Below are 20,681 nucleotides of genomic sequence, written 5' to 3'. Positions count from 1 at the left end.
GAAATCAGCGCGGCCGGTCGGCGGCCTCCACCGAACGCCACAGCGTCTCGTACCAGGGCGGCTTGCGCGCCGGTCCGCCCCGCTGCGCCTGCCGGCCCTCCGCACCGCTGCCGTCTAGCACGATGTAGCACTTTACGTCAGGACGGCAGTAATGGAGCCTTCGCGTGGCCTCACGCTCAATGTACGACTTATCACCTAGTTGTTGCTTGCGCAGGGCGAGCTGCTCCACCTGCCGGCGCGCCACCGCTTCCTGCTGCCGCAGGTCGGCGATCTCCTTGCGCTGGGCGATGTACTCCCGGACGGGGTAGGCGAGGCTCAGCGCGATCGCGCACATCACGACCGCGAGGATGGCGGCGCGGCTGGTCAGCGCCGGGTTGCCGCGGCGCCCGCCGGCGCGGTCGCCGGTGTCGCCGTCCGCGGCGCCGTCCCCGGCCGCGCGGCCGCCTTTGCGGCCGGTCCGGTCGTCATCGTCCGCCATCGTGTCCCCTGCCTCCGGCTCGGCCGCCCGGGGCCCGGCGGGACGCGGTCGCGCCCGCCGGGGCCCGGGCCTCGGCTCAACCCCGCGCGTCGAAGCGCGGGAACGCGGCGGCGCCGGCGTAGCGCGCGGCGTCGTCCAGCAGCTCCTCGATGCGCAGCAGCTGGTTGTACTTGGCGACGCGGTCGCTGCGGGCCGGGGCGCCGGTCTTGATCTGGCCGCAGTTGGTCGCGACGGCGAGGTCGGCGATCGTGGTGTCCTCGGTCTCGCCGGACCGGTGGCTCATCATGCACTTGTAGCCGCTGGTCTGCGCGAGCGAGACGGCGTCGAGGGTCTCGCTGAGCGTGCCGATCTGGTTGACCTTGACCAGCAGGGCGTTGGCGGCGCCGGACTTGATGCCGCGGCCGAGCCGCTCGGGGTTGGTGACGAACAGGTCGTCGCCGACGAGCTGGACGCGGTCGCCGACGGCGGCGGTGAGGCCCTCCCAGCCGGCCCAGTCCTCCTCGTCGAGCGGGTCCTCGATGGAGACCAGCGGGTAGCTGCTCAGCAGCTCGCCGTAGTAGGCCGCCATGTCGTCGGCGGACCGCTTGGTGCCCTCGAAGGCGTACTGGCCGTCGGCGTGGAACTCGCTGGCGGCGACGTCGAGCGCGAGCGCGATGTCGCGGCCGGGGGTGAAGCCGGCCTTGCGGATCGCCTCCAGGATGAGGTCGAGCGCGTCCCGGTTGCTCGGCAGGTCGGGGGCGAAGCCGCCCTCGTCGCCGAGGCCGGTGTTCAGGCCCTTGGACTTCAGCACCGACTTCAGCGCGTGGTAGGTCTCGGCGCCCCAGCGCAGCGCCTCGGCGAAGGTGGCCGCGCCGATCGGCGCGATCATGAACTCCTGGACGTCGACGTTGGTGTCGGCGTGCGCGCCGCCGTTCAGGATGTTCATCATCGGGACGGGCAGCAGGTGCGCGTTCGGGCCGCCCACGTAGCGGAACAGCGGCAGGCCGGCGGAGTCGGCGGCGGCCTTGGCGACGGCGAGGCTGACCCCGAGGATCGCGTTGGCGCCGAGCGCGGACTTGGCGGGGGTGCCGTCCAGGTCGACCAGGAGCTGGTCGATCAGCCGCTGGTCGGACGCCGGGTAGCCGACGAGCTTCTCGTCGATGGTCTCGTTGACGGCCTTGACCGCGTTGCGGACGCCCTTGCCGCCGTAGCGCTCCCCGCCGTCGCGCAGCTCCACGGCCTCGAACTGGCCGGTGGAGGCGCCGCTCGGCACGGCGGCGTGCGCCTCGGTCCCATCGGCGAGCAGGACCTCGACCTCGACGGTCGGATTGCCGCGGGAGTCAAGGATCTCCCGGGCGAGTACGGCCTCGATCGACGACACGGGGAACCCCCTGAGGAAAAAGCGGATGGTCGGTGCGGTCACCGAGCCTATCCGCGCGGCCCCCGCGCCGACCAACGGGCTCGCCGTTCGCATAGAGGACAGCCGTGACGAAACCGTTCCTGAACGGGGGCTTGACGCGGGACTTGCCCGGACTATCTACTATTCAGGTCTATCCGACTTGATTGATAGGGAAACAAGGCAATGCTTCGAGGACTCACCGGGCGCATCACCGCGGCGGCACTGGCCGCCCTGGTCACGGCGGGCGCGCTCGGCGCCTGCGGCGACGGCGGGGGGACCGGCGACGGCGGCGGGTCCGAGGCTCCGCTCAGGCTCGGGTACTTCCCGAACATCACGCACGCCACCGCCCTCGTCGGCGTCGAGAAGGGCATCTTCGCCAAGCACCTCGGCACCGCGCCGAAGACGGCGACGTTCAACGCCGGCCCCGCCGCCGTGGAGGCGCTGTTCTCCGGCGCGATCGACGCGACGTTCGTGGGTCCCAACCCGTCCATCAACGCCTGGTCGAAGTCGCACGGCAAGGCCGTGCACATCATCTCCGGGGCGGCGTCGGGCGGCGTCTCCCTCGTGGTCAAGCCGGGCATCAAGGGCGTCCAGGACCTGCGCGGCAAGCGCATCGCGACCCCGCAGCTCGGCAACACCCAGGACGTCGCGCTCCGCTACTGGCTCAAGCAGAACGGCCTCACCGCGAACAAGGACGGCAGCGGTGACGTGAAGGTCGTCCCGCAGGAGAACGCGCAGACGCTCCAGACGTTCGCGCAGGGCGACATCGACGGCGCCTGGGTGCCCGAGCCGTACGCGTCCCGGCTGCTCCTGGAGAGCAAGGGCGAGCGGCTGCTGGACGAGAAGTCGCTGTGGCCGGGCGGCAAGTTCGTCATCACCAACCTCCTCGTCAGCCAGGAGTACGCGAAGAAGAACCCGGAGCAGGTCAAGAAGCTGCTCCAGGGCGTCGTCGAGGCGACCGACTACATCAACCAGAACAAGGCGGACGCGGAGAAGGTCACCAACGACGCGCTCACGAAGCTGAGCGGCAAGCCGCTCAAGCCGGACGTGCTGGCCGCGGCGTTCAAGGAGATCGACTTCACCGTCGACCCGGTCGCGTCCTCGCTCACCGCCGGCGCCCGGCACGCCGAGGAGATCGGGCTGCTGGAGAAGACCGACCTCGCCGGCATCTACGACCTCGCGCCGCTCAACGAGGTGCTCAAGGCGGGCGGGAAGCCGCAGGTGGGCGACCGATGAGCGGGACGGCGGCGGTCCGCCTCGACGGCGTCTCCAAGGCGTTCGGCGGCGGCCGGTCGGCGCTGCTCGCGCTCGACCGGGTCTCCCTGGACGTGGCGCCGGGCGAGTTCACCTGCCTGCTCGGCGCGTCCGGCTGCGGGAAGAGCACGCTGCTCAACCTGGTCGCGGACCTGGAGGAGCCGAGCGGCGGGACGATCGACACCGCGGGCGCCCGCGTGGCCCTGATGTTCCAGGAGCCCGCGCTGTTCCCCTGGCTGACCGTGACGGGCAACCTCGAACTCGCGCTCAAGATGCGCGGCGTGCCCCGCGCGGAGCGGCGCGGGCGGGCGGCGGAACTGCTCGACTCGGTGCACCTCGGCGGCTTCGCGAAGAAGCGCCCGCACCAGCTGTCCGGCGGCATGCGGCAGCGCGTCGCGCTCGCCCGCGCGCTGTCGCTCACCGAGGGCGCGGGCGGCGGGGACGGCGAGGCCGCGGACGGACGGCGGACCGTCCTGCTGATGGACGAGCCGTTCGGCGCGCTCGACGCCATGACCCGCGACCTCCTGCACGACGAGGTCGAGCGGATCTGGCGCGAGCGGAACCTGACCGTGCTGTTCGTGACCCACAACGTGCGGGAGGCGGTGCGGCTCGGCGACCGGGTCGTGCTGCTCAGCAGCCGGCCCGGCCGGGTGGTGGAGGAGTTCCCCGTCCCGATGGGCCGGCCCCGGCGGATCGACTCGCCGGAGGTCGCCGCGCTGGCGGCCGCCATCACCGACCGGCTGCGCGAGGAGGTCGTCCGGCATGGCGCATGAGGTGCTGAAGAAGGGCGGCCCGGGGGACGGCGGGCCGGCGTCCCGCCGCGAGCGGGAGCTGGCCGGGCTCGACGCCCTGGAGCTCGGCGGCGGGACGCGGGTCAGGCTCGCCCGGCGGGCCTGGTCGGCGGCGTGGCCGATGGCCGCGGCCGTGCTCATCGCGCTCGCCGCCTGGCAGGCGGTGGTGTGGAGCGGCTGGAAGGACCCGTGGGTCCTGCCCGGCCCGCGCGACACGCTCCCGGTGTTCTGGGACCAGGTGACGAGCGGCCGGTTCTGGGAGGCGGTCGCGCTGACGATGCGCCGCGCCCTGGTCGGGTTCGCGCTCGCCGTCGCCGCCGGGGTGCTGACCGGCGTGCTCGTGGCGCGGTTCCGGGTGCTGCGGCGCGCGTTCGGGTCGCTGATCACGGGCCTGCAGACGATGCCGTCGATCGCGTGGTTCCCGCTCGCGATCCTGCTGTTCCGGCTGAGCGAGAGCGCGATCCTGTTCGTGGTGATCCTGGGCGCGGCGCCGTCGATCGCCAACGGGCTGATCGCGGGCGTCGACTACACCCCGCCGATCCTGCTGCGCGCGGGCCGGGTGATGGGGCTGCGCGGCGTCCTGCTGTACCGGCACCTGATCATGCCGGCGTCGCTGCCGGCGTTCGTGGCCGGGCTGAAGCAGGGCTGGGCGTTCGCCTGGCGCAGCCTGATGGCGGGCGAGCTGCTGGTCATCATCGGCGACACGACGTCGCTCGGCGTGCTGCTGTCGCAGGCCAGGGAGCTGAACAACACCGCCGACATGATCTCCTACATGCTGGTGATCCTGATCATCGGGATCGTGATCGACCAGCTGTTCGGGGTCGCGGACGGCGCCGTCCGGCGGCGCTGGGGCGTGGACGCGGCATGACCGGGTTTTACCCGTCCGCCGCGGTGGCGTTTGCCCCGTTCCGGCAAGAAATCCCGGGTACCAGCAGGAACGTACCCGGGAGGTCGCCATACGCTTCCGGCTTCCCCGGCCGTCCGCGGGACTGAGCCACTGGATCTGGCGGGCCGTCCTGCGGCGTCCGGAGATCCGGATCCGGGTGACGCTGGCGGCCGCGCTGGTCGCGCTGGTGCTGTCGGGGGTGCTGTGCGCGGTGCTGCTGACGCTGCTCAGGCAGCAGGCGCGCACGGACACGATCCACGACCTGGCCCGCGACGGGCGCCGGGTGGCGACCGCGCTCAACATCGGCACGCTGCACCGCCCGATCCTGGCGCCCGGCGGCGAGCTGCTGCAGGTCACCGACCTGCGGCACCGGGTGGTCGCGGCGTCGCCCCGGATGGCCGGCCGGGCGCCGGTGCGGCTGCCGCCCCTCCCGCCGAACGACGACCGCCGCGACGCCCGCACATGCGGGATCGACGCGCCCGGCGGGCACTGCTTCCTCATCGTCGAGTACCAGGTCGGGGTCGGGCCGTCGGCGAAGCTCGTCTACTCGCTGGCCCCCGAGCCGGGGCTGTTCCCGCAGCCGCTGGCGGCGGCGCTGCTCGGGCTCAGCGTCCCGGTCATCACCTGCCTCGTCGGCTACGCGACGTGGCTGTCGGCGAACCGGACGCTGCGGCCGGTCGACGCGATCCGCCGGGAGCTGGACGAGATCACCGCCACCGACCTGGAGCGCCGGGTGCCGGTGCCGGCCCGCCGCGACGAGGTGGGGCTGCTCGCCGAGAGCGTCAACGCGACCCTCGACCGGCTGGAGCAGGCGGTCGCCCGGCAGCGGGGGTTCGTCTCCGACGTGTCGCACGAGCTGCGCAGCCCCCTCACCGCGCTGCGGATGGAGGTCGAGCTGGCGCTGACGGCGCCGGAGGACGCCGACGTGCCGGAGACGCTGCGGGCCGTCCTGGAGAACACCGAGCGGCTGTCGGCGGTGGTGGACGACCTGCTGGCGCTGGCGCGGCTGGAGGCCGACCGCAACTTCCCGCGCGAGGCGGTGGACCTGACGGAACTGGCGGACGAGGAGGTCCTGCGCCGCCCGCGGCGGACGCAGGTGACCGTCCTGTCGGAGGGTTCGGTGACGGTGGAGGGGGGGCGCAGCGAGCTGGCGCGGCTGCTGACGAACCTGCTGGACAACGCCGACCGGCACGCGGCGTCGGAGGTGACGATGATCCTGCGCGCGGAGCTGCCCGCGACGGCCGTCGTCGAGGTGATCGACGACGGTCCGGGCGTCCCGCCGGAGGACCGGGAGCGGGTGTTCGAGCGGTTCACCCGGCTGGCCGAGGGCCGGCACCGCGACGCGGGCGGCACCGGCCTCGGCCTCGCGATCTCCCGGGACATCGCGGTCGCGCACCAGGGGTCGCTGATCCTCACCGACCGCCTGGACGGCCGCAGCGGCGCCCGGTTCGTCCTGCGCCTCCCCCGCCGGTGACCCGGCGGTGGCGCACCGCCTCGGCGGCGGTGTCAGGCGAGGTCGGCGGCGGTGACGGAGACCTCGACGCCGGGCGCGGGCTCGACGCCCATCGCACGGGCGAGCTTGCGGAACCTGCCCGCGTCGGCCGCGCGGCCGCGCCGCTCCAGCGTGCGGGCGAGCGCCTCGTGGGCCCAGCCGTTGCAGGGGTCGAGGTCCACGAGCCGGCGGAAGACGGACTCGGCGCGGCCGAGCTGCGCGCTGTGGAAGTAGGCGCGGCCGAGCAGCTCGACGGCGGCGCGGTTGCCGGGATCGCCCTCGACGATCGGGGCGAGCAGGCGCGCGGCGCCGGCGTAGTCCTTGGCGTCGAAGAAGAGCGTGGCGCGCTCGAACTCCTCGTAGACGGTCATCCCGGCCTCCCCTCGGTTGCGTGATACAACCCCGCTAACCGGGAGCACCCCGCGTTTGTTCCCGCGGGTTCACGGCCGGGCTCACAAGGGCTCACAGGGGCTCATGGCCGGGTCGCGGCCGGGCTCAGCGGAGGCCGAGCGAGTCGCGGAGGCGTTCGCGCTCGTTCTCCAGCAGCTCGATCTGCCCCTCCAGCTCCTCCCGCTGGGCGAGGTACTGCCCGGAGTCGACGAAGTCGCCGGCGTCGGCGGGCGGCGCCGGCAGGTCGGCGCGGAGCCGGGCGAGCGACTCCTCGACCTGGCCGAGCCGTTCGCGCAGCTCCTCCTCGGACTGGTTCATCTGGTCCTCCCGTCGTCGGGCCGCCCGCGCGGGCGGCCCCTGCATGCACCTCTGCATGCCCGCCTCCCGCCGGTATGCACGCCGTCCCGCCGTGAGACGCCGATCACGGCCGGGCGCGGTCCCGGTCAGATGCGGATCACGGTCTTGCCGCGGGCGCCGCCGGCCCGGTTGGCGGCCAGCGCGTCGGCGGCCTCGGCGAACGGCGCCTCCCGCTCGATCCGGACGCGCAGCTCCCCCGCGTCGATGAGGTCGGACAGCCGGTCCAGCAGCTCCGCCGACGGCGCGACCTCGAAGTTGATGCCGCGCAGCTCCCGCGCCGCCATCGCGTCCGGGTTCACCGCCCAGACGGTGCTCAGGTAGGTGCCGCCGGGACGCAGCAGCTGCGCGAGGTGCTCGACCGCGGTCGTGTCGCTCGCCATGTCGAGGATCGCGTCGACCCCGCCCGAGTGGACGGCCAGCACCTGCCCGTTGAGGTCGCTCTTGGAGTGGTCGACGGTCTCGTCCGCGCCGAGGCGCCGGATCGTGCCCGCCATGTCGTCGCGGGCGGTCGCGATCACCTTGGCGCCCGCGCGGGCGGCGAGCTGCACCGCGCTCTGCCCGGTGCCGCCGGTCGCACCCACGACCAGCACGGTCTGCCCGGCGTCGACGCGCGCCCGGTCGACCATGGCGAGTGCGCTCATGCTCGCGATCGGCACCGCCGCCGCCTGCGTGTAGATCATGCCCTCCGGCATCTTCGCGACCGGCCCGTCGTCGCGGGCGATCGCGTACTCGGCGTAGCTGCCGAGGCCGCGCTCGGGCGCGCCGAAGATCCCGTAGACCTGCTCCCCGTGCCGCAGCCGGGTCACGCCGTCGCCGACCGCGTCCACCACGCCCGCGCCGTCCTGGCCGAGGATCAGCGGGAACGACGCGTCGACGGAGTCCTTGAGCAGCCCGTCGGCGATCTTCCAGTCCATCGGATTGAGCCCGGCCGCGATCAGCTTCACCAGGATCTCGCCCGGCCCCGGCTCGGGGCGCGGCAGATTCATCGGCGCCGGCGTGGCACCGTACTCGGACACGGCGATGGCTCGCATGACGATCGTCCCCCCGATCGGATCCCGCGGGGGCCCGGACGCCCCCGCCCGAGCTCTACCCGATCATCGCGACGATCACACGGACCCGCAGGTCGGAAGGGTCGCAGGCGGGCGTCGCCGGGGTCAGGGCGACGGCGGCCGGGCCGGGTCGCCCGGCAGCGGCGGGATCGTCGCCGGCGGGCGCGGCGGCAGCGGGCCGTCCGGCCCCTCCGGGTCTCCGGGCTGCTCGGGCCGGTCCGGGCCGCGGCTGGCGCGCAGCGTGATGGTCGTGCCGGGCTCGGCCGGGCCGGGGGCGGGCGACATCTCGGCCACCGTCCCCTTCGGGTACTGGTCGGACGCCACCTGCGCGCCGATGTTGGTCGTGAAGCCCGCCGCGCGGAGCTTGGCGACGGCGTCCTTCAGCTTCATCCCGCGCACGTCCGGCACCTTCACCCGGTCCTCGCCGGACCCCTTGCTGAAGTAGTGCGACGGCGGCCGGTGGAACGACGACGGCGCGGTGTCGCGCAGCGCCCCGCTCATGCTCTGCTGCCAGATCGGCGCGGGGATCGTCGCCCCGAACACGGCGCCATAGCACCGCCCGTCCATGCAGAGGTTCCCCATCGGGTGCCGGTAGCCGCCGCGCGGGTCGCCGACCCAGACGGCCGACGCGAGGTCCGGGGTGTACCCGGCGAACCAGGCGGCGGAGAAGTCGTCGACGGTGCCGGTCTTGCCGGCGGCGGGCCGGCCGAGGCCCATGCCCCGCGCCGTGCCCTTGGTGAGGACGCCCTGCAGCACGTAGTTGACGGCGTCGGCGACGTCCTCGTCCAGCACCTGCTCGCAGTCGCGCGGCGGCACCTTCAGCCGGTGCCCCGCCGCGTCCTTGACGGACTTGATGGCGATCGGCTTGCAGTACTCGCCGCGCGCGCCGAACGCGGCGTAGGCGGCGGCGAGCCGCAGCGGGGAGACGGGGTTGAAGCCGAGCGTGAAGGCCGGGTACTGCTCCAGCGGCTTGCCGTTCGCCTGCTTCATCCCGAGCCGCTCGGCCATCCGGACGGTGTCGCAGAGCCCGACCTCCTTCTCCAGCGCGAGGAAGAAGGTGTTGACCGAGTGGTGCGTGCCGGTGACGAGGCTGAACTGCCTGCCGCCCTCGCCGTCGGCGGCGTTGCGCAGCGAGGCGTTCGGGTCGCCGACCCGGTCGCCGTCGCAGTTGCGGAAGCCGACCGGGGTGTAGGCGCGCGGCGCCATCAGCCGGGTGCCGAACGGCATGCCCTCGTCCAGCGCGGCGGCGAGCGTGAACGCCTTGAACGTCGACCCGGCCTGCATGCCGATGCTGGAGCCGTGGCTGGCGTCGGCGGCGAAGTTGATCCAGGTCTTGCCGCGCTCCTTGTCGGGGCCGAGGGCGCGGTCGACGACCATCGCCTTGATCTCGCCGGTGCCCGGCTCGACCATCGCCTCGGCGGCGGCCTTGTGCGCGGAGTTCTTCGGCGGGACGTGCCGGTCCACCGCACGCTGCGCGGCCTTCTGCGCGCGCGGGTCCATGGTGGTGCGGATCGTGAGGCCGCCGCGCTTGAGCAGCTTCTCCCGGTCCTTGGCGGTCTTGCCGAACACCGGGTTGGTGAGGATCTCGCGCTGCACGTAGTCGCAGAAGAACGGCGCCCTGCTGGACACGCAGCCGCTGCGGATGTTGTCGATCTTCAGCCCGATGGGGCGGCGCTTGGCCTCGGCGGCCTTGGCGGCGTCGATCCAGCCGAGCGCGGCCATCCGGTCCAGGACGGTGTCGCGGCGCTTCCGGGCCTCGCCGGGATGCCGGGTCGGGTCGTAGGCGTAGGGGTAGCGGATGATCCCGGCGAGCAGGGCCGCCTCGGGGAGGTCCAGCTGGGACGCGTGCTTGGAGAAGTAGTGGCGGGACGCGGCCTCGATGCCGTACGCGCCGTCGCCGTAGTAGGCGATGTTGAGGTAGCGGCGCAGGATCTCGTCCTTGCTGAACTTCTCCTCCACCGCCACCGCGTACCGCAGTTCGCGGACCTTGCGGGCGGTGGTGACCTCCTTGGCCGCCTCCCGCTCCTCGTCGTTGTCGGCCTGGGTGAGCAGGAGGTTCTTCACGTACTGCTGGGTGATGCCGGAGCCGCCCTGCGTCACCTGCCCGCTGCTGAGGTTGCTGGCGAGCGCCCGCAGCGTGCCCTGCAGGTCGATGGCGCCGTGCTCGTAGAAGCGGCTGTCCTCGATGGCGAGCACCGCCGTGCGCGCGACGGGCGCGATCTTGTTGAGCGGGACGTCCACCCGGTTCTGGTAGAAGAACGTCGCGATCTTGGAGCCGTCGGCGGCGAGGATCGTGGACCGCTGCGGGACGCCGGACGTCGTCAGGTTCACCGGGTCGCTGTCGAACCAGCGTGCCGTGTCGCGGGCGCCGACGCCCGCCGTGCACGCGGTGGGCAGCAGCATCAGCGCGACGATCACCCCGGCGAGGCCGCCGAGCGCGCCCAGCCCGCGCAGCGCGCGGAGCTTCTCGGCGCGGGTCGTGGACGCGGTGAGGATCCGGTGCGCGCGGCGGCGCGGCGGAGCCGGGAGACCGCTTCCCGCATCGCGATTCCCTGGATCACCATCCGCCCCGGTCGGCACGCGCCTAGAGTAAACGCGCCTTCGCGGACGGACCACCCCAATGCCGATGTTCCGCCATAATCCCGACGATCTACGCCTGTGTGATCCGGGCTCCCCCCGTGGATCAGGCGCGCTGCCGCCGTCGCTCCCACGCTTGGACACGTTCGCGGAATACCCGGGAAACGGCGCGCAACTCCGCTTCGGGGTCGGCTCCCCGCTCCACCGCCTCGCCGACGAGGGCGAAAAGCCGCGAACCCAGGTCATTCTCCCCGGCCGCGTCGTCCCCCGCCCCGGCAAGGCCGACAGCGAGGTCGGCCGGCGCCTCCATGCGCGCCGCACGGCGCCGCAACTGCGCCGCCAGCGACAGCGCGGGCTGCCCCATCGGCACCCCGTCCAGCGCGGACGCCTCCGCGCCGCTCTTCGCCGCCCGCTCGGCCGCCTTGATCTGCTCCCAGTTCGCGTTGACCTCGTCGGCGCCGGAGACGGTCACGTCCCCGAACACGTGCGGATGGCGGCGGACCAGCTTCTCCACGATCGCGGCGGCGACGTCGTCGATGGTGAACGCCGTCTCGTCGTCGCGCTCGGCGGCCACCACCGAGTGGAACGCCACCTGCATCAGCACGTCGCCGAGCTCCTCGCGGAGCGCGCCAAAGTCGCCCGACTCGATCGTGTCGAGGACCTCGTACGCCTCCTCCAGCAGGTACGGGACGAGCGTGGTGTGCGTCTGCTTGCGGTCCCACGGGCATTCGCGGCGCAGCGTGTCCATGACCGAGACCAGGTCGAGCAGCCGCGCGCCGGGCAGGTCGTAGGAGCCGTGCAGCACCTCGACGTCCAGCGGGTCGTTGACGACGAGCGTCCCGACCTCGCGCATCAGGTCCTCGTCGCCCTCCGGGGCGGCGACCCACACGACGTCGGCGGCCCGCGCGTCCGCGACCAGCCGCGCCGCGTCGGGCTCCGCGACGGTCTCCACCGCGACCCCGGCGTCGCGCAGCGACGGCAGCAGCGGATGCCCGTCGCGCAGCCGGACGGCGCCCGCCGAGCGGAGCGCGTCCCACGCCCGCCAGGTCAGCAGCCCCGGCGCGACCCGGTGCGTGGTGGCCAGCAGTGTCAGCGCCATGCGCCTCAGATACCCGAGTCGGGGCTGGACAGCCGGTAGGTGATCGGGGCGATCTCGAACTTGCCCGGGTCGTAGGTGCCGTAGCGGGGGTTGACCTCGACGTGCATGCCGTTCGCGGTCTGCTGGAACAGCTCGTTCCACCGCCGGCCGGCCTGCTGCGTCGCGGGGCTCAGCTGGTTGCCCATGTCCGCGCCGAACCGCTGCATGACCGCCGCCTGCGTCGCCACGAGGCGCGCGAGGTCGCGGGTGTGCGCGCGGGGCAGCCCGCTCGCCAGCGTGATCGAGGCCGCGCCGCCGCGCCCGTCCAGCGCCTGCACCGCCGTGTCCACCTGGCCGTCGGTGACCTTCACCCCGGCCCGCTCGGCGACCTCGCCGGCGACCCGGAAGTTGATCAGCAGGGTGAGCGCGCCCTGCAGGTCGGACTCGGACTCGCCGGCGAGCTGCTGCCCCGGGTTCGCGGGGTTGGCGCGCAGCTCGTTGGCCGCCGGGTCCGCGCGGAACTGGGTGCGCCAGTCGCGGACGGTCTGGCTGAGCTCGGTGACGGTGATGCGGTCGTCGCCGACGAGGGCGGCGGTGCCGACCTTCGGGGAGCCGCCGCAGCCGGCCAGCGCGCCGGCCGCCAGCGCGACCGCCACCGCCGCCTTCACGGACTTACCAGGCACGGAATCCTCGTCTCGTCATGGGTCATCTGGTCGGGGCGGGCCCAGGCTACCGCTTGGCGGCGGTGGACGCCGGTTCCAGGAACAGCGCCTCGACCAGGTCGGTCGCCCACTTCAGCAGCTCCTGGTCGCGCAGCGGCCGGCCGCCGAGCGGCGCCGTCTTCGGCATCGGCACCAGCAGCGTGTCGGTCGCGGGCTTCAGGATGCTCTTCGGGTACAGCCGCTGGAGCCTGACCTGCCGGGAGTCGGGCAGGTCCACCGGCGTGAACTTCACGAAGTTGCCCTGGAGCGTGACGTCGCTCAGCCCCGCCCGGCGCGCCTTCGCCCGGAACCGCGCCACCTCCAGCAGGTTCAGCACCGGGACGGGCAGCGGGCCGAACCGGTCCTTCAGCTCGTCGTGCACGGCGCCGATCTCGTCGTCGGAGGTGATCGCGGCGATGCGGCGGTAGGCGTCCAGCCGGAGCCGCTCCCCCGGCACGTACTCGTGCGGCAGGTGGGCGTCGACGGGCAGCTCGACCTTCGTCTCGACGGCCTCGGCCGCGCGGGTGCCGCCCTCCTTCAGGTCCCGGACGGCCTCCCCGACCATCCGGACGTACAGGTCGAACCCGACCCCGGCCACGTGCCCGGACTGCTCCGCGCCGAGGATGTTGCCCGCGCCGCGGATCTCCAGGTCCTTCATCGCGACGTACATGCCCGCGCCGACCTCGGTGTGCTGCGCCAGCGTCGCGAGCCGCTCGTGCGCGGTCTCCGTCAGCGGCTGCTCCGGCTGGTACAGGAAGTAGGCGTACGCGCGCTCCCGGCCGCGCCCGACGCGCCCGCGCAGCTGGTGCAGCTGCGACAGCCCGTACATGTCGGCGCGGTCGACGATGAGGGTGTTGGCGTTCGGCACGTCCAGCCCGGACTCGACGATCGTGGTCGCGACGAGGACGTCGTAGTTCTTCTCCCAGAAGTCGACCATGACCTTCTCGAGCTCGTTCTCGTTCATCTGCCCGTGCGCGACCGCGACCCGCGCCTCCGGGACGAGCCGCGCCAGGTTCGCCGCGACCTTGTTGATCGACCGGACCCGGTTGTGCACGAAGAACACCTGGCCCTCGCGCAGCAGCTCGCGGCGGATCGCGGCGGCGATCTGCTTCTCCTCGTACGGGCCGACGAACGTCAGCACCGGGTGCCGCTCCTCCGGCGGGGTGAGGATCGTCGACATCTCCCGGATGCCGGTCAGCCCCATCTCCAGCGTGCGCGGGATCGGCGTCGCGGACATGGCGAGCACGTCCACCTGCGTGCGGAGCCGCTTCAGCTCCTCCTTGTGCTCGACGCCGAACCGCTGCTCCTCGTCGATGATGACGAGGCCGAGGTTCTTGAACCGGGTCTGCGACGACAGGATGCGGTGCGTGCCGACGACGACGTCCACGGTGCCGTCGGACAGGCCGCGCAGCGTCTCCTCGATCTCCTTGTCGGTCTGGAACCGGCTGATCGGCTTCACCACGACGGGGAACGCCGCGAACCGCTCGCTGAACGTCGACATGTGCTGCTGCACCAGCAGCGTCGTCGGGACGAGCACCGCGACCTGCCGGCCGTCCTGCACCGCCTTGAACGCCGCCCGCACCGCGATCTCGGTCTTGCCGTAGCCGACGTCGCCGCAGATCAGCCGGTCCATCGGGACGGGCTTCTCCATGTCGCCCTTGACCTCGTCGATGGCGGCGAGCTGGTCGGGCGTCTCGTTGTAGGGGAACGCGTCCTCCAGCTCGCGCTGCCAGGGCGTGTCCGGCGCGAACGGGTGGCCGGGGCTCGCCATCCGCGCCGAGTACAGCCGGATCAGCTCCCCGGCGATCTGCTTGACCGCCTTGCGGGCGCGGGACTTGGCCTTCTGCCAGTCGGCGCCGCCGAGCCGGTGCAGGCTCGGCGCCTCGCCGCCGACGTAGCGGGTCAGCTCCTCCAGCTGGTCGGTCGGGACGAACAGCCGGTCGCCCTTGGCGTACTCCAGGATGAGGTACTCGCGGGTGGCGCCCTGCACCGTCCGGCTGACCATCTCCACGTACCGGCCGACGCCGTGCTGCTCGTGCACGACGTAGTCGCCCGGCTTGAGCTGCAGCGGGTCGATGCCGCCGCGCCGCCGCGACGGCATGCGCCGCGCGTCCTTCGTGGACGACTTCTGCCCGGACAGGTCGGTCTCGGTCAGCACCGCGAGCTTGACCGACTCCCAGACGAAGCCGTTCTCCAGCAGGCCCGTCGCCACGGTCACCACCGACGGCTCGGGCGGCGCCGCGAGGTCGGCGCGGCGCGCGCCGATGCCCTCCTCGCCGACGAGCTGGACGAGCCGCTCGGCGGGCCCGTGCCCGGCGGTGACCATCACGACGCGCCAGCCGCCGTCGATCCAGCCCTTCAGGTCGCCGACGACGCGGGACGTGTCGCCCCGGTACGCCTCGGCCGGCACCGCGCCCAGGCTCAGCGCGTCGCCCTCCGGGTTGAGCGCAGTCACGCTCCAGCGCGGCAGCCCCAGCTCGGTGCTGTGCTCGCGGACCTCCTCCAGCGAGCGGAACGCGGCCGCGCCGAGGTCGATCGGCGCCTCTCCCCCGGCGGCGGCGTTGACCCAGCTCGCCTCCAGGAACTCCTGGCTCGTGCGGACCAGCTCCACCGACCGGGTCCGGATCCGCTCCGGCTCGCACACCAGCAGCGCCGACCCGTCCGGCAGCAGGTCGGTGAGCAGCTCCATCCGCTCGGCGAGGACGGGCGAGAACGCCTCCATGCCCTCGACGGTGTCGCCGTCGGCGATCCGGCCGAGGATCTCCGCCAGCGCGGGATGCTCCTCGGCGAGCAGCTTCGCGCGCTCGCGCACCTGCTCGGTCAGCGGCAGCTCGCGGCACGGCGGCGCCCACAGCCCGCCCTGCGCGACCTCCAGCGACCGCTGGTCGGCGGCCTTGAAGTAGCGGATCTCCTCGACGGTGTCGCCCCAGAACTCCACCCGCAGCGGGTGCTCCTCGGTCGGCGGGAACACGTCCAGGATGCCACCGCGCACCGCGATCTCGCCGCGCTTCTCCACCAGGTCGACGCGGTGGTACCCGGCCTCCACCAGGTTGCGGACGGCCTCGTCCATGTCGGCGTCGGCGCCGGAGACGAGCCGCACCGGCTCCAGGTCGGCGAGCCCGGCCACGATCGGCTGCAGGACGGCGCGGACGGGCGTCACGACGACGTCCAGCGCGCCGCCCTTCGCCGTCCCGTCCTGGGCCTCCTCCTCGGTGGGCGGGCCGCCGGCGTCCGGGTGGACGAGGCGGCGCAGCACCGCGAGCCGCTGCCCGACGGTGTCCGAGCGCGGCGACAGCTTCTCGTGCGGCAGCGTCTCCCACGCCGGGAAGTGCGCGACCCGCGCCGGGTCGATCAGGCTGGACAGCGCGGCGGTCAGGTCCTCGGCCTCGCGCCCGGTCGCGGTCACCGCGAGCACCGTGCCGCCGCCGTTGCCGTCGCCGCCCTCGCGGAGCGCGCGGCTCAGCGCGGCGGCGAGGACCGGCCAGAGCGCGCCCGGCGCCACGACCTCCTGGTCGGCGCGCGCCCGCCGCAGGGCCCGCTGCAGCCCGGAGTCGGTACACGCAAGGTCAACAAGTCCAGAAAGCGTCATCTTCGCCCGCACATTCGCCGAATAACCCCGAGGCAGGGCAGCCCGAAAAGCCGGAAATCCACGCGGACCCCGGTAACGCCTACCAGAGTACGCGACACCGCCGCGCCCAAGAATGCACAAATCGCGGACGGAGCGCAGTCAGACGATTACGCTGCGGAACTGTGACCGATCTGCGTACGCCGCCGGTCAGCGACGGCGATCTCTTCTCAGAACGCGCCCGTCAGTACGCCCTAGAGAAGCCCCTGCAGCGGATCCACGTCCTGGAGGCGGGCTGCGGCTGGGGCACGGGCCTGGACCTCGGCGACCACGACCACCACGTCACCGGCGTCGACATGGAGTCCCCGGAGCTGCGCGCCTACACCTGCGAGCGGCCCGACCTCGACACCTGGTACCTCGGCGACCTGCGCACCGCGCCGATGCCGCCGCGCGCCTTCGACATCGTGCACGCCTCGTACCTGATCGAGCGCGTGCCGCACGCCGAGCTGGTGCTCGACCGGTTCGTCGCCGCGCTGAAGCCCGGCGGGCTGCTGCTGGTCCACCTGCGCGACCGCAACACCGCGTTCGCGTTCCTGGACCGCACGCTCCCCCGCTGGCTGCGCACCGGCCGCCGGGGCCGCCCGCGCCCGGTCCGGGCGCCGCGCGCGGGACGCGGCGTCCGCGGCGGGCGGGGCCCGCGCGGCGCGCACGCCCGCGTCCCCAGCCCGGGCGACGAGCGGGTCGCCGGGCCCGAGACGGGCGCCGGCGCGCGGGCGGAGGTCCGCGCCGAGCCGGTGCCGGAGGCTCGTGTGCCGGAGGCCCGTGCTCCGCAGACCCGCGCCCCGGAGACTCTCGCCCCGGAGGCCCGTGCTTCTGAGGCCCGTGCTTCTGAGGCCCGTGTGCCGGAGGCGCGGTCCGCCGTGCGGCCGGTCCCGGTCGTCCGGACGAGCCCGCCGCCCGCGGTGTACGGCAAGGTCGCGTCTCGCGCGGGCATGCGCTGGTACTGCGTGATGCGCGGGCTGGTGATCTCCGAGGAGTACACGTCCCGGCAGGCCATCGACGCGCTCGGCGCGGGGACCGGCGTCGCCGAGGTGCTGTGCCGGCTGGTGTCCGCGCTCACCCGGGGCCGCCTCACCGCCGACCACAGCGAGATCACCCTGGTCATCCGCAAGCCCGAGAACCGGTTCGCGCGGGTCATCTGACCGGGCCGCCGGGCGGGGCGGGTGTGCGCGGGTCGGGGCCGGCGCAGTATTTTTCCTGCGGAAACTCCCACTGACACGGACGAGCCCGGCTCCCCGCCGCCGGGCGGGATCGGAGATCGCGGTGACCGCCGAAGCCGGCCTTCCCGACACGCTGCGCGACCTGCCCGCCTGCACCCCCGACCCGGTGGAGCTGGCCGACCTGGAACTGCTCCTCGCCGGGGCGTACCGCCCGCTGACCGGCTTCCTCGGCTCCTTCGACACCGCGATGGTGATCGCCGGCGGCCGGCTGTCGGACGGCACCCCGTGGCCGGTCCCGGTCACGCTGACCGTCCCGAAGGAGCTGACCGGGCAGGAGCGGGTCGTCCTGCAGGACCCCGAAGGCGTGCCGCTCGCCGTGCTGACGGTCGCCGAGGCGTGGCAGGACCCGACCACCCAGGCGTGGCGGCTCGCCGGTCCGCTGGAGGGCCTGCGCGCCCCCGCGCACGGCCCGTTCCACGGGCTGCGCCGCCGCCCCGACGAGCTCGACCCCGTCGAGGGCCCGCTGCTCGCCGTGGCGACGCGCGAGCCGCTGCACCGCAAGCAGCTCGGCCAGCTCCGCCAGGTCGCCGAGAGGCTCGGCGCGCAGGTGCTCGTGCTGCCATTGCTCGGCGGCGAGCACGACGAGTCCCTCGTCCGCGCGCTGCTGGGCGTCCGCAAGGAGCTGCCGGACGGGGCCCGGATCGTCCCGGTGCCGCTGCCCGCGCGCGGCACCGGCGCCGAGCAGGAGGAGCGCGACGTCCGGCTGCGCGCGCACGTCGCCGCCGCCTACGGCGCCACCCACCTGCTCGCCGAGGCCGAGCTGGACGGCACCGCGATCCCGCTGGTCGTCCCCGAGCCGTGGGCCTACGACGCCGACGTGGAGGTGTGGCGGCCGGTCGCGCGCATCGAGCCCGACCACGTCCAGGCCGAGCTGACGCGGGAGCGGCTGCACGAGCTGCTGGACGCGGGCGAGCCCGTGCCCGACTGGTTCACCCCGCCGGCCGTCGCCGCCGAGCTGGCGCTGGCCCGCCCGCCGAAGCGCTCGCGCGGGATCACGGTGTTCTTCACCGGGCTGTCGGGCTCCGGCAAGTCCACGATCGCGCGCGGCCTGTCGGACGCGCTGATCGAGCGCGGCGGCCGGACCGTCACCCTGCTGGACGGCGACGTCGTGCGGCGGATGCTGTCGGCCGGCCTGACGTTCTCCCGCGCCGACCGCGACCTCAACATCCGCCGGATCGGGTTCGTCGCCGCCGAGATCACCCGGCACGGCGGCACCGCGATCTGCGCGCCGATCGCCCCGTACGCGGCGACGCGCGCCGAGGTCCGCCGGATGGTGTCCGTGGTGGGCGACTTCATCCTGGTGCACGTCGCGACGCCGCTGGAGGAGTGCGAGCGCCGCGACCGCAAGGGCCTGTACGCCAAGGCCCGCGCGGGGCAGATCCCGGAGTTCACCGGCATCTCCGACCCCTACGAGGAGCCGGACGACGCCGACCTGACCCTCGACACCTCGCGGATGGCGCCGGACGAGGCGGTCGCGCAGGTGGTGGACCTGCTGGTGGCCGGGGGCTGGGTTCGTCCCGCATAGCGGGCCTTTGCCTCACCTATCCCATTAGTCCCGTTTGCCCCTTGCTAGCCGGGTTACCACGCCCGAGTGGCGTCCTCTACCCTGTTAGCGAGTTTTCCTACATGTCAGGTAGGTCATGCCGATGGACTTCGATTGGACGATGGCGCTGGGCTCGTTCCTGGTCGCCATCATCGTCGGGCTCACCGGGATGGGCGGCGGCGCGCTGATGACGCCGATGCTCGTCACGTTCTTCGGCGTCAGCCCGCTCGCCGCCGTGTCCAGCGACCTCGTCGCCGCCGCCGTGATGAAACCGGTGGGCAGCGCCGTCCACTACCGGCAGGGCACGATCAACATGCGGCTGGTCGGCTGGCTGTGCGCGGGCTCGGTGCCCGCCGCGTTCTCCGGCGTGCTGCTGGCGAAGGCCCTCGGCCACGGCGACTCCGTCGAGGACCTGATCAGCAAGGCCATGGGCGTCGCGCTGATGATCGCGGCGATCGGGCTCGTGCTGCGCGCCTACCTGGCCCACCGGGGGCGCGCGGGCGGCGCCGGGGACGAGACCCCGGAGGTGACGGTCCGGCCCGTCCCGACCGTGCTGATCGGGATCGTCGGCGGCCTCGTCGTCGGCATCACCTCGGTCGGGTCCGGCTCGCTGATCATCGTCGCGCTGCTCGCCCTGTACCCGACGCTGAAGGCCAACCAGCTCGTCGGCACCGACCTGCTGCAGGCCGTCCCGCTGGTGTTCGCCGCCGCCATCGGCCACCTGCTGTTCGGCGACTTCCGCATGGAGGTCACCGCCGCCCTGCTCGTCGGCTCCATCCCCGGCGTCTACCTCGGCTCCAAGGTCTCCTCCCGCGCGCCGGGCGGGCTCATCCGCCGCGTGCTGGCGCTCGTCCTGGTCGCGTCCTCGCTGAAGATGTTCGGCGTCGGCGCCGTCCCCCTCGCCTGGACGATGGTCGTCCTCACCGCCGCGACGGTCGCCGCCTGGCTCGTCCTGCGGCGCCGCCCGTCCCCCGCCGCGGCCGCCGAACCGGCCGGCCTGACGCGGGCGGAGTCGCCCGCCGCCCGCTGAGCGCGACCGGTTCCGGACGCCGGTCCCCGGGGGGATGGCGCGAATCGGCGATGGGGCGGACCGGTGATCCATAGAATCGGCCCATCAGTCCTGTTCATCCCCCCGAGGAGGCCGTCCGTGCCGTCCCTGCCGGTCCGCCGCGCCGCGATCCCGATCGCGCTGGCGGCCCTACTCGCGCCACTGGGCGCCCCCGGCGCCCTCGCCGCGGCCCCGAGCGGCGTCGAACTCGAGGCCGTGGCCGAGAGCCTCACCGAGAACGGCGGGCTCTACATCGCCCCCGGCGTCCGGGACCTCAGTGACGACCAGCTCGACAAGCTGCGCGGACCGCTGGAGCGCGCCCGCCTCCCGGTGTACATCGCGATCTTCCCGGCCGGGACGCTCCCCGAGCGGGCCACCGCCTACAACCGGCTGATCGTGGACATCTACCGGGAGGTGAAGCGCAAGGGCACCTACGCCGTCGTGGTCGGGCGGACCGTGCGCGCCTACTCGTGGAGCGTCTCGCCCGGCACGACCAGGAAGGCGTGGGCGGGGGCGAAGAAGAACGGCGGCGGCAGCCTGATCAACGAGCTCTCGCTGTTCGCGCGCAACGCCGGCACCGCGGCGCCCGGCGCGCCCGGCCCGGGGCCGGAGATCGGCGCGGAGAGCCCCGTCGCCACGCCGCCGCCCACGCCCGACGAGAAGGCCGCGACCGACCCCGGCAACGCGTCGGTGCCCATCGACGAGGACGGCGGCACGCCCGTCGGCCTGATCGCGGGCGGCGACGAGCTCCTCGACGGGGACGCCGGACGCCTCGAACGTCTCCACGATCATCCGCGCGCCGAACGCGGTGGCC

17 protein-coding genes are annotated in these 20,681 nt (G+C 73.6%); 8 read left to right on the top strand and 9 right to left on the bottom strand.

Features of this window, described 5'->3' with window-relative positions; genetic code table 11:
* Positions 1-4 precede the first annotated feature (4 nt).
* Together AB0K34_RS17305 and eno are read right to left on the bottom strand one after the other, a co-directional pair.
* Entirely contained in the window at positions 5-478 is a 474-nt protein-coding gene (locus AB0K34_RS17305) for a septum formation initiator family protein (RefSeq protein ID WP_138634062.1), read from the bottom strand.
* Positions 479-554: 76 nt separating this feature from the next.
* Positions 555-1,838 (bottom strand): phosphopyruvate hydratase, encoded by a 1,284-nt coding sequence (gene eno, locus AB0K34_RS17300; protein ID WP_364549637.1) that lies wholly within the window; start codon positions 1,836-1,838, stop codon positions 555-557.
* A 201-nt stretch (positions 1,839-2,039) separates the two neighbouring features.
* Here eno and AB0K34_RS17295 point away from each other — a divergent pair, with 201 nt between their 5' ends.
* The 4 genes from AB0K34_RS17295 to AB0K34_RS17280 all read left to right on the top strand — a co-directional run bounded on the left by AB0K34_RS17295 (position 2,040) and on the right by AB0K34_RS17280 (position 6,261).
* Entirely contained in the window at positions 2,040-3,092 is a 1,053-nt protein-coding gene (locus AB0K34_RS17295) for an ABC transporter substrate-binding protein (RefSeq protein ID WP_301177739.1), read from the top strand.
* Positions 3,089-3,883, top strand: coding sequence for an ABC transporter ATP-binding protein (locus AB0K34_RS17290; protein WP_138634071.1), 795 nt, complete (start codon positions 3,089-3,091; stop codon positions 3,881-3,883). Before AB0K34_RS17295 ends, AB0K34_RS17290 begins: the two co-directional genes overlap by 4 nt.
* Positions 3,873-4,769 (top strand): ABC transporter permease, encoded by an 897-nt coding sequence (locus AB0K34_RS17285; RefSeq protein WP_301177738.1) that lies wholly within the window; start codon positions 3,873-3,875, stop codon positions 4,767-4,769. Before AB0K34_RS17290 ends, AB0K34_RS17285 begins: the two co-directional genes overlap by 11 nt.
* A gap of 175 nt (positions 4,770-4,944) precedes the next feature.
* A complete protein-coding gene (locus AB0K34_RS17280; protein ID WP_364549635.1) occupies positions 4,945-6,261 on the top strand; it encodes an ATP-binding protein in 1,317 nt (438 codons plus the stop codon).
* A gap of 32 nt (positions 6,262-6,293) precedes the next feature.
* On the opposite strand, the gene AB0K34_RS17275 is transcribed toward AB0K34_RS17280, so the two are convergent.
* The 7 genes from AB0K34_RS17275 to mfd form a co-directional block, all read right to left on the bottom strand.
* Entirely contained in the window at positions 6,294-6,650 is a 357-nt protein-coding gene (locus tag AB0K34_RS17275; RefSeq protein WP_138634080.1) for a tetratricopeptide repeat protein, read from the bottom strand.
* A 124-nt stretch (positions 6,651-6,774) separates the two neighbouring features.
* Entirely contained in the window at positions 6,775-6,987 is a 213-nt protein-coding gene (locus AB0K34_RS17270; RefSeq protein WP_138634083.1) for a hypothetical protein, read from the bottom strand.
* A 125-nt stretch (positions 6,988-7,112) separates the two neighbouring features.
* The gene (locus AB0K34_RS17265; RefSeq protein ID WP_364549633.1) at positions 7,113-8,057 is read right to left on the bottom strand and encodes an NADP-dependent oxidoreductase; all 945 of its coding nucleotides are present in this window, start codon (positions 8,055-8,057) and stop codon (positions 7,113-7,115) included.
* A 123-nt stretch (positions 8,058-8,180) separates the two neighbouring features.
* Entirely contained in the window at positions 8,181-10,655 is a 2,475-nt protein-coding gene (locus tag AB0K34_RS17260; protein WP_364549631.1) for a penicillin-binding protein, read from the bottom strand.
* Positions 10,656-10,758: 103 nt separating this feature from the next.
* Positions 10,759-11,751 carry a MazG family protein gene (locus AB0K34_RS17255; protein WP_364549629.1) on the bottom strand — a complete coding sequence of 331 codons (993 nt, stop codon included), beginning with the start codon at positions 11,749-11,751 and terminating at the stop codon, positions 10,759-10,761.
* A 5-nt stretch (positions 11,752-11,756) separates the two neighbouring features.
* A complete protein-coding gene (locus tag AB0K34_RS17250; RefSeq protein ID WP_138634093.1) occupies positions 11,757-12,413 on the bottom strand; it encodes a hypothetical protein in 657 nt (218 codons plus the stop codon).
* Positions 12,414-12,459: 46 nt separating this feature from the next.
* Positions 12,460-16,020, bottom strand: a complete 3,561-nt coding sequence (gene mfd, locus AB0K34_RS17245; RefSeq protein WP_364549627.1) for a transcription-repair coupling factor — start codon at positions 16,018-16,020, stop codon at positions 12,460-12,462.
* Between the two features lie 161 nt (positions 16,021-16,181).
* On the opposite strand from mfd, the gene AB0K34_RS17240 reads away from it, so the two are divergent.
* The 4 genes from AB0K34_RS17240 to AB0K34_RS17225 all read left to right on the top strand — a co-directional run.
* A complete protein-coding gene (locus AB0K34_RS17240) occupies positions 16,182-17,198 on the top strand; it encodes a methyltransferase domain-containing protein (protein WP_364549625.1) in 1,017 nt (338 codons plus the stop codon).
* A gap of 121 nt (positions 17,199-17,319) precedes the next feature.
* On the top strand, positions 17,320-18,801 hold the full coding sequence (gene cysC / locus AB0K34_RS17235) for an adenylyl-sulfate kinase (protein WP_364549623.1): 1,482 nt from the start codon (positions 17,320-17,322) through the stop codon (positions 18,799-18,801).
* A gap of 121 nt (positions 18,802-18,922) precedes the next feature.
* A complete protein-coding gene (locus AB0K34_RS17230; protein WP_301178268.1) occupies positions 18,923-19,849 on the top strand; it encodes a sulfite exporter TauE/SafE family protein in 927 nt (308 codons plus the stop codon).
* Between the two features lie 117 nt (positions 19,850-19,966).
* Positions 19,967-20,681 (top strand): hypothetical protein (locus AB0K34_RS17225; RefSeq protein ID WP_364549621.1); only part of this gene is annotated, 715 nt, incomplete at its 3' end.

The organism is Actinomadura sp. NPDC049382 (genome assembly GCF_040677125.1).
Classification (GTDB): Bacteria; Actinomycetota; Actinomycetes; order Streptosporangiales; family Streptosporangiaceae; genus Spirillospora; species Spirillospora geliboluensis.
Note: the sequence above shows the minus strand (reverse complement) of the source record. Positions and strands in the feature narration are given on the sequence as shown.

Bases quoted from the DNA above. Each gene is read 5' to 3' on its own strand.
- AB0K34_RS17275 (WP_138634080.1), bottom strand. From the start codon at position 6,650: ATGACCGTCTACGAGGAGTTCGAGCGCGCCACGCTCTTCTTCGACGCC.
- AB0K34_RS17285 (WP_301177738.1), top strand. From the start codon at position 3,873: ATGGCGCATGAGGTGCTGAAGAAGGGCGGCCCGGGGGACGGCGGGCCG.
- AB0K34_RS17270 (WP_138634083.1), bottom strand. From the start codon at position 6,987: ATGAACCAGTCCGAGGAGGAGCTGCGCGAACGGCTCGGCCAGGTCGAG.
- mfd (WP_364549627.1), bottom strand. From the start codon at position 16,020: ATGACGCTTTCTGGACTTGTTGACCTTGCGTGTACCGACTCCGGGCTG.
- AB0K34_RS17230 (WP_301178268.1), top strand. From the start codon at position 18,923: ATGGACTTCGATTGGACGATGGCGCTGGGCTCGTTCCTGGTCGCCATC.
- AB0K34_RS17265 (WP_364549633.1), bottom strand. From the start codon at position 8,057: ATGCGAGCCATCGCCGTGTCCGAGTACGGTGCCACGCCGGCGCCGATG.
- AB0K34_RS17255 (WP_364549629.1), bottom strand. From the start codon at position 11,751: ATGGCGCTGACACTGCTGGCCACCACGCACCGGGTCGCGCCGGGGCTG.
- AB0K34_RS17305 (WP_138634062.1), bottom strand. From the start codon at position 478: ATGGCGGACGATGACGACCGGACCGGCCGCAAAGGCGGCCGCGCGGCC.
- AB0K34_RS17290 (WP_138634071.1), top strand. From the start codon at position 3,089: ATGAGCGGGACGGCGGCGGTCCGCCTCGACGGCGTCTCCAAGGCGTTC.
- AB0K34_RS17295 (WP_301177739.1), top strand. From the start codon at position 2,040: ATGCTTCGAGGACTCACCGGGCGCATCACCGCGGCGGCACTGGCCGCC.